Source organism: Labrenzia sp. C1B70, assembly GCF_000475395.1.
Taxonomy (GTDB): domain Bacteria; phylum Pseudomonadota; class Alphaproteobacteria; order Rhizobiales; family Stappiaceae; genus Roseibium; species Roseibium algicola.
Window position 1 is genome coordinate 22,657 of record NZ_AXCE01000063.1, and the last position, 13,405, is coordinate 36,061.

Annotated in this window: 13 protein-coding genes; 3 read left to right on the forward strand and 10 right to left on the reverse strand. The window is 56.5% G+C overall.

The annotated features are described in order from the left end of the window. Positions 1–4: 4 nt before the first annotated feature. The 5 genes from Q666_RS64330 to Q666_RS64350 all read right to left on the reverse strand — a co-directional run bounded on the left by Q666_RS64330 (position 5) and on the right by Q666_RS64350 (position 5,279). Complete coding sequence (locus tag Q666_RS64330; RefSeq protein ID WP_022999525.1) at positions 5–1,069, reverse strand: ABC transporter permease; 1,065 nt, start codon at positions 1,067–1,069, stop codon at positions 5–7. After that, the gene (locus tag Q666_RS64335) at positions 1,066–2,628 is read right to left on the reverse strand and encodes a sugar ABC transporter ATP-binding protein (protein WP_022999526.1); all 1,563 of its coding nucleotides are present in this window, start codon (positions 2,626–2,628) and stop codon (positions 1,066–1,068) included. The genes Q666_RS64330 and Q666_RS64335 overlap by 4 nt, the downstream gene beginning before the upstream one ends. Further along, entirely contained in the window at positions 2,625–3,293 is a 669-nt protein-coding gene (locus Q666_RS64340) for a DUF2291 domain-containing protein (protein ID WP_022999527.1), read from the reverse strand. Before Q666_RS64340 ends, Q666_RS64335 begins: the two co-directional genes overlap by 4 nt. A gap of 112 nt (positions 3,294–3,405) precedes the next feature. Beyond that, positions 3,406–4,344 carry a D-ribose ABC transporter substrate-binding protein gene (locus tag Q666_RS64345; RefSeq protein WP_022999528.1) on the reverse strand — a complete coding sequence of 313 codons (939 nt, stop codon included), beginning with the start codon at positions 4,342–4,344 and terminating at the stop codon, positions 3,406–3,408. A 110-nt stretch (positions 4,345–4,454) separates the two neighbouring features. Continuing rightward, positions 4,455–5,279: a phosphogluconate dehydrogenase C-terminal domain-containing protein gene (locus Q666_RS64350; RefSeq protein ID WP_022999529.1), complete on the reverse strand. Its 825-nt coding sequence runs from the start codon at positions 5,277–5,279 to the stop codon at positions 4,455–4,457. A 116-nt stretch (positions 5,280–5,395) separates the two neighbouring features. Between Q666_RS64350 and Q666_RS64355 the strand changes: the two genes are divergently transcribed. Both Q666_RS64355 and Q666_RS64360 read left to right on the forward strand, forming a co-directional pair. Then, positions 5,396–6,664, forward strand: coding sequence for a ribulose-bisphosphate carboxylase large subunit family protein (locus tag Q666_RS64355; RefSeq protein ID WP_022999530.1), 1,269 nt, complete (start codon positions 5,396–5,398; stop codon positions 6,662–6,664). Next, on the forward strand, positions 6,661–7,986 hold the full coding sequence (locus Q666_RS64360; RefSeq protein ID WP_022999531.1) for a four-carbon acid sugar kinase family protein: 1,326 nt from the start codon (positions 6,661–6,663) through the stop codon (positions 7,984–7,986). The genes Q666_RS64355 and Q666_RS64360 overlap by 4 nt, the downstream gene beginning before the upstream one ends. Before the next feature lie 168 nt (positions 7,987–8,154). Here Q666_RS64360 and Q666_RS64365 read toward each other — a convergent pair whose 3' ends face one another. Both Q666_RS64365 and Q666_RS64370 read right to left on the reverse strand, forming a co-directional pair. Further along, positions 8,155–8,973: a class I SAM-dependent methyltransferase gene (locus Q666_RS64365; RefSeq protein WP_022999532.1), complete on the reverse strand. Its 819-nt coding sequence runs from the start codon at positions 8,971–8,973 to the stop codon at positions 8,155–8,157. Between the two features lie 309 nt (positions 8,974–9,282). Next, positions 9,283–10,044, reverse strand: a complete 762-nt coding sequence (locus Q666_RS64370; protein WP_152533476.1) for a DUF1194 domain-containing protein — start codon at positions 10,042–10,044, stop codon at positions 9,283–9,285. A 582-nt stretch (positions 10,045–10,626) separates the two neighbouring features. Here Q666_RS64370 and Q666_RS64375 point away from each other — a divergent pair. Beyond that, entirely contained in the window at positions 10,627–11,247 is a 621-nt protein-coding gene (locus Q666_RS64375; RefSeq protein ID WP_035910218.1) for a YdeI/OmpD-associated family protein, read from the forward strand. 70 nt (positions 11,248–11,317) lie between these two features. On the opposite strand, the gene Q666_RS64380 is transcribed toward Q666_RS64375, so the two are convergent. From Q666_RS64380 to Q666_RS64385, 3 genes are all read right to left on the reverse strand, one after another. Beyond that, complete coding sequence (locus Q666_RS64380; protein WP_022999536.1) at positions 11,318–11,755, reverse strand: PACE efflux transporter; 438 nt, start codon at positions 11,753–11,755, stop codon at positions 11,318–11,320. 266 nt (positions 11,756–12,021) lie between these two features. Continuing rightward, entirely contained in the window at positions 12,022–12,468 is a 447-nt protein-coding gene (locus tag Q666_RS0134400; RefSeq protein WP_031268836.1) for a VOC family protein, read from the reverse strand. 136 nt (positions 12,469–12,604) lie between these two features. Then, a complete protein-coding gene (locus tag Q666_RS64385) occupies positions 12,605–13,261 on the reverse strand; it encodes a glutathione S-transferase family protein (protein ID WP_022999538.1) in 657 nt (218 codons plus the stop codon). Positions 13,262–13,405: the final 144 nt, after the last annotated feature.

Sequence of the window (13,405 nt, forward strand, 5' to 3'; positions counted from 1 at the left end):
CTCCTCAAGCTGCCGCGGCCTGCTGCTGTAGTGCCACACGGGCCTGCAGCTTTTGCTGCGCCTGGTCGACAACTACAGCGGCGATGATCACCAGGCCCTTGATAACGGTCTGCCAGAAGGAACTGACACCCATCATCACGAGTCCGTCGGACAGAACGCCTATCACGAATGCGCCGACAATCGTTCCACCGATCCGTCCGCGTCCACCCGACATGGATGTGCCGCCGAGGACCGCCGCCGCAATCGCGTTGAGTTCGAAGGTCTCTCCCGTTGCCGGATGCGAAGCCACCAGCTGTGACGAGATGACAAGGCCGACAATGGCCGCGCAAAAGCCCGAGAACATGTAGACGAACATCTTGACGCGGTTGACCTTCACACCTGACAGGGCGGCTGCCTTCTCGTTGCCACCCACCGCATAGATGTGTCGTCCCAGTGGTGTTCGGCCTGCTATATACGCGGCGATCAATCCAACAGCTATCAAGAGCCAGATGGACACCGGGATACCGAGAAAGTTACCAGTGCCGAGCATGTCGAAACCCGTAGATCCATAGGCCTCCTTGCCGACAAGGTTTGGAAACGTCGCCCCGTCAGAGGAAAGCAGCGCTAGCCCGCGAGCCACGTAAAGCGTTCCGAGCGTCGCGATGAAAGGTGCCACATTGAGACGCGTTATCAGCACCCCATTTATCGCTCCCACGAAAACACCGACGGCAAGCGTGATGAAAATGATCTCGAAGATATTGAAATAGAGCGAGTACCCAATCCCCAGATCGACACCGTTGAGAATGAGATAGCCGGCCACCATTCCGCAAAGGCCGACAATCGACCCGACCGAGAGATCGATCCCGCCGGTAATGATAACGAAGGTCATGCCGATCGCCAGAAACGCGTTCAGCGCCACGTGCTTGGACATGATGACAAAATTCGCGGTGCTGAGGAAATTCGGAGCCGCAAACGAGAAGAACGCAAACACCGCAATCAGGGCGATGAAGGTCCTGAGCTTCAGGAGCAGCAGGATCATCGGTTGTCCGCCGGAGGTGCCTGAAGGCTGCATGGTGGTGACAGATGTCATCCGTTACTACTCCCAATGAAATGACCTGCTTCGGAGGCAGGAGCGTGCCCGATCGCAGACGCCGCGATTATCTGTTCTTCCCGCACGTCGGCGCCCTCGAACTCGCCCGTTATGCTGCCGTTCGACATCACGATGATCCGGTCGGACAGGGACATGACCTCTTCAAGATCCGAGGTGACGAACAGAATTCCCAGTCCTTCAGCCGCAAGCCGCCGCATGGTGCGAAAGACCTCGGCCTTTGCGCCAATGTCGATACCGCGGCTCGGCTCGTCCATGAGCAGGACCTTTGGCGAGGTCATCAGCGCCTTGCCGATCACGACTTTCTGCTGATTGCCTCCCGAAAGAGAGCTGACTGGGTTTTCCATGCTGGCAATCTTGATGGCCAGGTCCTTCACGAACCGCTTCACCGTCTCCCGCTCTGCCTTGAGGCTGAGGTGAATGCCCTTCACGAACCTGCCGAGGCTCGACAAAGACATGTTCTCCCGGATCGGCAGGATCTGGATCAGACCTTCCGACTTCCTGTCTTCGGGGATTAGCGCCAGCCCGCGTCCGATACGCCCAGCAACGTCCGGTTCGTTCAGATGGCGTCCCTCGACGTAGAAGTCCCCTGTGCAATGGGGATGCTGGGCCATGATGCACTCGAACAATTCGGAGCGCCCCGCGCCCATGAGGCCATAGATGCCGACAATCTCGCCAGCCCGCAGGGACAACGACACATCATCGACAACGAACTTTCCTGTCCGGCCCATCAGGCTGATGTTCTCGCAGCGAAACACTTCGTCGCCGAAGTCGTGCTCGACCGTCTTGGCAAAGTCCTTTGAGGCTGCACCGATCATGTTTTGCACGATCCAGGGCACATCGACGCCGTCCATGCTCCTGGCACCGGTTCGTGCACCGTCCCTGAGCACCGTGATGTAGTCGCCGATCCGGATCAGTTCCTCCAGGCGGTGCGAAATGTAGACGATGCCGACACCGCGTTTCTTGAGGTCCGCGATGACCCGGAAGAGGATTTCGACTTCTGCCGCACTGAGGGCGGATGTCGGTTCGTCCATGATCAGGATCCGGGCATCCTGGGCCAGCGCCTTGGCGATCTCGACAATCTGCTGCTCCCCGATGCGAAGGTCGGACACCATCGCATCCGGCGAAATGTCGTGCTCGAGACGCTGCATCAACGCTGCGGCTTCCGACCTCTGGTCGCTGGCGGCGATATCCACTCCGGCGCGGGTCTTTTCCCGTGCGATAAAGATATTGTCGGCAACCGACATGTTGGGAAACAGGTTGAGTTCCTGGAAGACAATGCCGATCCCGTGTGCCGCGGCCGTGCGCGTATCGGGGAAAGAGACCTTTTTCTCTCCCATCAGAATATCACCCGAGGTCAGCTGCTCGACGCCGGCGATCACTTTCATCAAGGTGGATTTGCCAGCGCCGTTTTCGCCAACGAGCACATTCACTGCGCCAAGCCGGACATCGAAGTCCACGTCCTTCAGCGCGTGTGTACCCGGATAGACCTTGTTTGCGGCGCGCACGGACAAGCCGATCTGGTGCTTTGCTTCTGTCATGACCCACCAATTTTTGTCTCAACGGGTGTGATCAGGTACGGCGGACCATCACCGCGCACCGTAAAGGCACCAAGCACGTCAACCGTCTTGCCCACGAGATCGTCGCGGGGCAAATCTTTCAGAGCGCTTTCGTAAGCGCGTGTATTCAGGGAACGGGAGAGCTGGGCGAACTCTATCTGATCGGTAAATGAGGAGAAATCTACAAAGGGAAGGATGTCCCGGAGTGCTGTTCCGCGGATCACCGGACCAAGCTGCAGAATAACATCTGCCTTGCCATCAGCAGTGACGTCCACTTCCGCGGTGGCAGCACGCGTATCGGTCCTGGCCGCCAAGATTGTGCCCTGTACCCGGGCTGCGAAATTCCAGGGACTTCCCTCGCTGGACGGACGATAACCATGTGCTTCGCCGGCGACGTCAACATCTCCTGCGATCGCATCGCCGAGAACGACCATGTCGGTCGCCGTTTGCTGAAGATGTGGCAAAACCTGTTTGGCCCAGATGTCGGCGACAAGGGCATCCATGTCGCCGCCCGGATCGCTTGAAACGACTTGCTGGGCCTGACCGTCACCGTCATTCGTGGCAACGTGCTTTTCGAGTTTGCAGCCGACCAGGCCGGCGGCAACTGCAAAAACTAACAACAGGGAAGGAACTGCGCCGCGATCCACTGTGCAACCTCCTTGAACAGAACTCTTCCGGCGGTTTCCGGCAGGATTTTTTCAGGTTTTCGTGGGAAAGATCACACCGCGGCGGAGCATCCGCCGCAGTGTGACAAAGGGCCTAGTTCAGCGCGAAAGTCTCAAGGTTACCTGCATTCGAACCATTGATCAGGACGCAATCCATCAATTGCTTTTCGTCCTGACCGGTCGATCCCGTCTTCAGGTACTGGTCAGCCTGCTCTACTGCGATCTGGGCCTGCCGGTAGGCTGGTTGCAGCACGGTTGCCTTGATGCCGCCTTCCAGAATGGAGTCGCGTACATCGTTGCTGCCATCAAAACCGACAACGATCACATCTGTCCGCCCGGCTGCCTTGAGAGCTGCCCAGGCTCCCATGGCCATGGTGTCATTTCCTGAAATGACACCTTTGATCTCGGGGTTGGCCTGAAGGATGGTTTCCATCTTTTCGTAGGCTTCGGTCTGGCTCCAATTGGCTGATTGCTGGGCAACCATCTCCAGATCGGGGTACTGGTCAATCACATCATGATAGCCTGCGGAGCGAATTCCGGCATTGGTGTCGGCTTCGCGGCCCAGCAGCTCGGCATATTTGCCTTCTTCACCCATCAGCTTGACGAACTCCTCCGCGCCGAGCTGTGCTCCCTGGTAATTGTTGGAGACGATCTGGGAAACGGCAATGCCTGTTTCCTTGATTTCGCGATCGATCAGGAACGACGGAATGCCGGCTTCTTTCGCGCGGCGGACTGGAGCGACAGTCGCATCCGCACCGGCATTGTCCAGGATGATCGCCTTCGCACCACGGGCAATTGCCGTATCGAAGAGCTGGTTCTGCTTGTTCGGATCGTCATCGTGGACCAGCACGAGTGTGTCATAGCCGAGGTCTTCGGCACGTTTCTGCGCGCCTTCGGCTTCCGCCTTGAAAAACGGGTTGTCATGCGACGGTGTGATGATTGCAATGAGGTCGGCTGCGGAAGCGTAAGCGGGTGCAAGCAGGGTAGCTGCAACAGCAGCGCTGGCAAGCAGGATTCGTCTCGTGAATTTCATGTTGTCCTCCCAACAATAGGTTCAATCTCGTGCCAGGTCCCGCGGGGTCCCTCCAAGACCCCGACGGCACCAATCTGAACGTTCGCCATACGAGATGGCGAACCGCTCAATCAGGTGATCTGCCGGATGCTTTCCCTGATTTCGTCCGGCTTGAACACGCCGATCCAGTCGTCTCGCATGAGACGTTTCTTGCCATTGGTGATGGCCTTGTTGCAGGCATCAGAGAAGACGCCGTCGACTTCTTCCATGACGACTGCCCCAAGAATGTTCATGTGACCCAGAAGAAAGTCCCGGGCCGCCACGGGGTCGACCCCTCGCCGGATGACTTCATCCATTGCTTCCTTCATCACAACGAGAAGGGTCGCGCAGACGGTTTCGGACAGGCCCGGCTCCAGGAGCGCCATTTGTTCCACCGAGACCCGGTGCGAACGCAGGATCGGCTGAAAAATGGTTTTCGCGATCTCCTCCCCGATTGCATAGTCCTCTTCCGGACCCTGCATGAGGGCGTTCACGATCGCCTGTTTGGCAGCAATACCGCCGAAATAGTCGCGTTTCGCAGGCAACTGCGTTTCATCGTTGAATATCGGCGGATGGCAGGGATGGGTGACGAAATAGGTCACGTCCTTGCGCTCTGGAAAGTGCCCTGCAAAGGGCGCAGCTGCGTCCAGTGCGATCAGCATCGTTCCTGGCGCAAGCTTGTCGATGATGCCTTTCGCCACCGCCCGGATCGCAGTGTCCGGCACAGCAAGAATAACCGCACGTGCGTCTTCAAGCGCGGCGTCGACGTCGACACAGTCGACGCCGACTTCCGCCTTCAGCCGATCTCTGCCTGCATCGCTGACTTCCACATGGGCAACGTTGAAACGGGAGCCTTTCAGGTTCTGGGAGAGCCGCACTCCCATTTTTCCCCCCGCACCGATGAGAGCGATTTTCATGTGTCCTCCAAATTTGTTGCGCAAATAAATTCACATACAAATCATGTTGTCAACTGGTATGATAAGTTGATAGTCATATAAGCAATGCGCAACTTGGAACAGGACAGAGGACGGGAATGGGGAGGCTCTTTGCAACATATGATCTTGAAACACCGACAACTCTGGAGCGGGCCGCCGAGGTAATCGCAGGTGAACAATCCTCGGGAACATTCCTGAAGCTGCCGGGTGAAACAGACCGGTTAAAAGAGCTCTCCGGGGCAAGGGTCGAGCGGGTCACGGCAACATCGAGCAGCAGGGTTCCCTCGCTGCCGTGCCGGATCAGCGCGGAGACCTACACGCGCGGCGAGGTCGTTCTTTCCTGGCCGCTCGAGAACATGGGCACATCCCTTCCCAACGTCCTGGCAACCATTGCCGGCAACCTTTTCGAACTGGCAGACGTGTCCGCGCTTCGCCTGACGGACATTTCCTTTCCTGAAGAATTCGCCGTGGCGTATCCGGGTCCGGCCTACGGCCGGCAGGGAACTCTGGCGCTTGCCGGTGTCAGGGACCGGCCGATGATCGGCACGATCATCAAACCAAGCGTCGGTCTCTCACCTGCCGAAACAGCGTCTCTTGTCGCAAAACTCGCCGAGGGTGGAATCGATTTCATCAAGGATGATGAATTGCAGGCGAACGGGCCTCACTGCCCGTTCGAGGACCGCCTGAACGAAGTCATGAAAGTCATCAATTCGCATGCGGACCGCACCGGCAGGAAGGTGATGTACGCCTTCAACATCACCGACGAGCTGGACGTGATGCGCCGTAATGCCGACCTCCTGCAACAAGCCGGCGGCACCTGTGCGATGGTCAGCCTGTTTTCACTTGGCCTTACGGGCCTGACCGCCATCCGGCGGCACATTGATCTTCCACTTCATTGCCACAGAAACGGTTGGGGCATCTATTCCAGATCGCCGGATATCGGCATCTCGTTTCGTGTCTGGCAGAAGTTCTGGAGGCTCGCCGGAGCGGATCATCTGCATGTCAACGGGATCGCGAACAAGTTTACAGAGGCCGACACCACGGTTATCGAAAACGCCCGCTCTCTCGATGATCCCTTGTCAGGAGAACGCGGATATCAGGCGATGCCGGTATTCTCGTCGGGTCAGACAGCGGTTCAAATGGAAGACACCTGCCGGGCCGTAGGGCACACCGACTTCATTTATTGTGCCGGGGGCGGGATCATGGGACACCCCGGCGGTGTTGCCGGAGGTGTCGCCAGCCTGAAGCAGGCTGCAGAGGCAGCCGTTGGCGGAATTCCGGCACAAGTTTTCGCGAAAGATCACAAGGAACTTTCCGAGGCCCTGGACCTATTCGGCAAAAAAGACGGCGCCGGAGCAAGGAAATGACCGGCGATCTTTTCATTTCCTATTACGGTGACGATTTCACGGGATCGACGGACGTGATGGAAGCCCTGACAACCGGAGGCGTCGAAACCGTCCTGTTCACGTCTATCCCCGGCGAAAAACAGCTCGAAAAGTTCAAGCATTGTCGAGCGGTCGGCCTGGCAGGCATCAGCCGTAGCCAGACACCCGAGTGGATGTCGGAGCACCTACCAGCGATTTTCTCCTGGCTGTGGACCCTCGACGCGCGTTTCTGCCACTACAAGACCTGCTCGACCTTCGACAGTTCGCCGGAAAAGGGCTCCATTGGCCGTGCCCTGGAAATCGGTTTGGAAACGTTCAGCCAGAAACGGACAGCTATTGTAGTCGGGGCTCCCCAGCTTCGGCGCTACACCTATTTCGGCAATTTGTTCGCGGCTTACCAGGATGAAGTCTACAGAATAGACAGACATCCCGTGATGAGCAGGCACCCGGCAACGCCGATGCACGAAGCTGACCTGGTAAAACACCTGTCAGGACAGACGAACCTGCCCTTTGAATGCCTGACCCCGCTGGACGGTTCCATCGCCGCCAAGCGCGGCCATGTCCCGGATATCGACCAAGCGGGCAACCCCAATCTCCTGATAGATGTTTACGACAGCCTGTCCCAGGTGGCCGCGGGAAGTTATCTCGAAGAAAGCAGGCAGGACCTGGGTCCATTCATTGCCGGCTCGTCCGGCGTTGAATATGCCCTCTTGCACAAATGGCGCGAACTTGGCCTGCTGCAGCCGCCGAAACCTTCTCCGCCTCTGACGTCCAAGTCCCGTATCGCAGTTGTCTCGGGAAGCTGCTCGCCAACAACCGCGCGCCAAATCGAAACCGCGGAACATTTGGGCTTCAGGGGCATCGAAGTCGATTTCAATGCACTGGCAACCGGCAACGGCATCAAGCAGGAATTCGAACGCGTGCTGCAGATCGCTTCCGAGGCACTCGAAACCGGCCAAAGTCCGATCCTTTACACCGCAAAAGGTAAAACCACCGAAGAGGTAACAGGATCCTTGAACCTCGACCAGGTCGGCAAAACCCTCGGCCGCCTTCTGGCTACCCTCAAGGACCGGCATGGTCTCGAGCGTGTTGCCGTTGCCGGTGGCGACACATCAAGCCACGCTCTGGCGGAACTGGACATTTTCGCCCTGACACTCCGCCAAGCCATCCCGACCACACCCGGTTCGCCCGTGTGCACCGCCCATACCCGCGGAGGATCAGAACTCGAAATTGCGCTAAAGGGCGGCCAGATCGGAAATGACAGCTATTTTGCAGATCTTCGAGACGGCACGTTCAAGCCCTGACGACTAAGACAGGAAGGCAAATCTATTCGCAACGTCTGCTCTGGGAAGCGTTCGAGAATATCTGAATGACTGAATTGGGTCTGCTTTAATGTCATCCAGTTCAACCGCAACAAAGGTCGGCCTGGAGCCCACAGCTTTCAACGCCGTGCTCGCCACGAATAGCAACTATCAACCCTTGGTGCTCGTCAGCTTTTGAGCCACGAGGCTGTAGCTCATGGGAATCTGTGCGGGACGGCCTTCGTAGAGGTCGTACTCTGGTTCACGGATGGTGTGTCCGTATTCCCTCAGTTCGACTATAGCTAGCCCTGCTTGGGCACAGGCGGTCACGATCTCGCCGAGCGGGTGAATGAACCAGTATCCCGCCTCGCCTTCACCGTGGTCCTTGCCGTCATAGGTAATTGCTTCGGTGACGTCCTGCGGCCGACGATCGAAGTAGCTGAAAGCTGGCTCGAATGGGGTGGGGCTAACTGGGTCAAAAACCTCGAGGAATGGGTGCGTTTCATAGATGACCAACCTTCCTCCAGGTACAAGCAAGCCAGACGTGACGCGAAAAAACTCTGGCAAGTCGGGCATCCAGTTGAGAACGCCGATTGTAATGAGAGCGAGGTCGAACTGGCCGACGTCCCGAGGCAAGTCGTAGATGTCCGCCTCAAGTAGGCGGACGTCGAGGCCCGCAGCATCAGCAAGTCGTTTGGCTTGAACAAGAAAACCGCTCGCTTGATCGATCCCCAATTCAGGGCGGATGCCTAAGGAAGCGAGCGAAATCAACTCTCGAGCATTGTTGCAGCCGATTTGTACAGCAGATTTTCCCGTCAGTTCCAACCCACCCAGAATAGCGGTCAAAGTTGGATCGAGAACTGAAAAACCTGGGCAAACCGCGCGTTCAAGAAGTTGCTCCCAATGGTCTCCTTCCGCGTGCAAATGCGCCGAAGCATTCCATGCAGCCCGATTTGCCGCCGTGATATTCTTATTGGTGCTTGATGCCATCGAAACCGACTTAGTTGAGGGATTGAATCAACGAATATCGACAATAGGCCCTCCAACGGTTGTGCTGAAGGGTTAATGCTTCCGAAAATAGGCGGCCTGTTCAGGAGAAGCCGACTGCCCGTGTTCAGGGGACGCTTAGGGGACTGGCAGGTTACGCCATGAACGGTCCATCATTTCCTGGGCTGGCATCAGACCTGCGGCGCGTGCTCGCCGCGGACAAACGAACCAATGCTGGCGCCAGAGCAATCACCATATTGATCGGGAGCCCGGTAAGCACCTTTGACCGTCCTGGTAAAAGAGGACCAGCTTTCATTGGTCTGCAGCAGCGCCAAGCCTGTTAAGTCCGGATAGGTAGAAGCCTTTATCGGCAGCAGAACCGTTTACGGCGACTGGCGAGCCGATCTCGCGTAGAAACTTGAGCCGCATCGCTCTGGAAAAATCAGGGAAATCCTGCGCGGTAATGACAAATGCTCCCGTCCCGCCAATGAGATGATGTCGAAAATGACGGGCAACATCGATCGGGTCTTCCTCAATGGCCAAACCATTTATGACGATACCCTGGGCAATCAGTCTGTCACGTGCTTTTTCAAGCATCGGCACATCATCGGCGTGACCATTGCCGGAGACGTCGATAACCTGTCGCACCGCAGGTATGGGAGCGTCCTTGAGCATCTTCCCGGCAAATTCAACACCGGCGTGGATCATCGTGTTGCCGCCCGAGAGAATGCGAGGCATTTTCCTGATTTTTGTCGCCAGAGTGTCGATGTCATGCTTTTCGCGCAAGCGCGTCCACTCAAGCGCAATCGCCTGGTGCCTGATGCTTGCCCATTGCACGATTGCTAAATTGATCCCGCCGGGCGCTTGAACAATCGCTGCTTGTACATCTGGATCCCGAAGCGCGATCGCTATACCGGTTCGCTGCAGCTCGAATTCCTGATCATTGATACTGGCTGACGCATCCACGGCCAGCACCAGGTTCAAGTGCGACTTGTTCTGTGCCGATGCTTGCGGTGCCATTGCAAAGACGGCAAGTACCATAAGCAGCAATGAACTTGAGGCGATACGGCGCACGACACCCTCCTAGCCACGCCAAACAAACCGAAGAGACGGCAATTGCTAGCCCGTCAACTCTTTCGCGCTGAAATCCGTTCAATTGATCGGTAATGCGGGCTCCACATTTGGCTTCCTTGTCAGGAGATAATGAGATGGCGCGATGGCTGTTGTTTCAACGCACAAGATGGTGAATGGCTCGAGATGTCTGCAAGGGTTTGAAAGTTGGTGGGCTTGATCACTTGTTCGTCGCGAACAACCCGACTTCAGATCGATGGAAAGCTCCGAACACCCAGTCTGATTTTGTCAAACCGACTGCAGTCAGGAAGACATCTTCCCATGTGACGATCATGCTGTGAAACCGCCCAAATGAAGCCCCACTCACGGTGGAGTTTCCACGGGTAGTATGTCGATGGAATTACGGCTCCCTGACACCAGGCAAGCGGTGGCAACCTACCCTGAAAAGCCGTATGGTTCTTTCATCGCCACAACCTTTGATATATTCCCGTGGAGAGTTCCCGACCATATCAACAGGTCACGGGCTAACGCTGGCTGCAAACCCAAAATGAAGAACGCAAGTAAGAGAGCTGGCAACCGATGCCGATGATCACGGATCCGGAAGATTTTTTTACCAAGGGCTGTGGTCGATGTGAACGCTTTGAAACACCTGACTGTTCAACCCGTCCCTGGATCGACGGTCTGAGGCATCTGCGCCGTATCTGCCTTGACATGGAACTGGAAGAAACCGTCAAGTGGGGGCATCCCACTTATATGCACGCTGGCCGAAACATAGCGATTTTTGGGGCGTTTCGCAGCGATTTTCGTCTGAGTTTCATGAACGCCGGTCTCCTGAATGACCCGGAAAATGTGCTTGAACCACAGGGACCGAACGCTCGTACACCGAGCATAATCCGCTTTGCCGATGTGGCCCTGGTTGAAGAGATGGAACCAGTGATCCGCGCGTACCTTCGGCAACTTATGGAGCATGCGGAAAAAGGCACGAAGCCACCAAAGGTACGAACGGAAATTGACATGCCGGATGAATTGGCTGAGGCCCTGCAAACGGACCGGGAGCTGGCCGATGCATTTTATGCGCTCACGCCGGGTCGGCAAAGAAGCTACATGTTCAATCTTAACCAGGCCAAACAGTCCGCAACACGTGTCGCTCGAATCGAGAAGTTTCGCCACAAGATCATTGCCGGCAAGGGCGCCATGGAACGTTAGAATGTGCGGCCACAGCTCTGGAACCGTTGCAGACGTTCAAGTCTATCCAGACGTTGTTTCTCGATTGCCGCTACCTAGTAACGGGCTGATTTCTCCACTCGGGAAGCGGGAAGAGTTTGTCGTAAGCCCAGTTAAAGGCAAAAGCGTAGACCAGGTAGAAGGCTACGAAAAACAGATCCATTACCAGAGCCTGCCAAAGGGACACACCCAGATACCAGGCAATGAATGGCATCAGAACGATCAGCAGACCAATCTCGAAGAAAATCGAATGGATGATGCGCACAATGAGCGTCTTCAGGGTCTCGCCCGTAAGGCGCCTGTAGGTCACGTCGAAAACGAAATTATAGACGACGTTCCAGAGCGTCGCGATAGTTGCGCTGACCACACTGACGACGCCAACATCATGCATTGGCACGCCAAAGGCGACCGTTCCGAGCGGGACGGCCAGGACGAGTGCGATAATTTCGAAGCTTAGTGCTTGCCGAAGACGATCGAGCGGGGACCGCATTGAAACCTCAACAATGGTAGCGGGTCGTCCCGCTTTGTTATTTCCACATATGAGGTCGTCCTCAACGCGCCGATATAGAAATCCTGCACGCTCTTTTCAAGTTGGATCGATGAAGCCTGAAAGTGACTGGACCTGAGATGGCCCCCAACGAATTCGGCCTTGTGAAGTCTTGGTTGCGCACGTTCGTCGTTTAAGTCGGCATTGGTCTCCCTAGGGTGTTGCGAGCTAATCCTTCGACAGTGCCTCATGTGAGAGTGTCTTGCAGGTCAACCCTGCTGCGGGCGCCAGTCAGCCGATGGAATGACGTTGATCATCCATGGAATGCCGAAGCGGTCGACCAGAGAGCCGAAACCTGGTGACCAGAAGGTTTCTGCAAACGGCATCACCGTCTTGCCGCCTTCGGACAGTTGACCGAACCAACGTTCCGCTTCTGCCTTGTCTTCGGTATGCAGCGTGACATCGAAGCCGTTTTTGGGTTTATCGATGCCAGGCGCCCATCCGGTGTCCATATCGGCACCCATCAGCGCCTGGTCACCAACTTCCAACCAGCAGTGCATCAGCCAGGTCTTGTACGCCTCATCGGTGATGGGCATGCCTGGAGGTGCGTCGGCATAAGGCATGGCGGCTGTAATCTTCCCGTTGAGTACCTTCGCATAATACTCAAAAGCCTCACGACACTGGCCCCGGAAGCTTAGGCTGGTAACGATTTTCACGGTTGTCTCCTTTCGATTGGTGGTTCCAGGTGCTCCCCGCGAGACGCCGAGCCCAGAATTGCGAAACTGAGCTGCTCCTGTCTTTCAAGAAGCGCAACGGCGGCACGGTCGTTGGTATCGCGGAAGAGGTTCATTTTCAGGCGTCCGCATGCACTGCCACATCGATTGACGGCAATGGGGGCGCATCCAGGCCGTTGAAGGGGTCACGCCAGGCAGCGATCTGTTCGAGCTGGTGATACCAACGAGCGATGCAAGAATAGTCCTCGATCGGCAGACCTGCGACATCATTGAAGGGCAAATACGCCGCCATTCGGAAGTCGGCATAGGAAACCGAATTTCCGACGAGCCACTCGCGTTGAGAAAGTTCGACTTCGAGAATTTCCGCGGATCTGCGGAAGAGGCGTAGACCTTCCTCGATTTTCTCCGGGTCAATCGAACCAAGCCGGTAGCGCTGTTTGGTCCCCCGTTCGAAATGAACAATATCGCAAGCTTTCTCGAAGTTCTCCTTGCTCCAGCTCAGCCAACGGATCATCTCCGGTTCGTCGTCGCCGGCGCGCCAGAAATTCGAACGTCCGAGGCGCGAAAGCCGGCAGGCAATTGCATCGGTCTCCCAAAGGCTTTTTCCCGATTCTGAGAGTATGGGTAACAACAGATTGGGATTTAGCGGTAGAAACCTCTCAGCCTCACCAGGGGCGAGGGGCGAGGCAAATTCGAACTCGATGTTTGCGTCGAGATAGCGAGCCACCGCGACCGCCAGTCGAGGATTGGGATTTCGGCTGAAGAACAGTTTCATTCCATATCACTCCCGGTGTTCGTCCATTCCGACAGAAAAAGAACAGTCGTGACGCGGCTCCACGTCTTGCCCAATCGCAAACTGCGTCTCACAGGACCCGGCGTACGTAGTCGAGAACGGACCAATGGCAGTGCTGTCTTCATT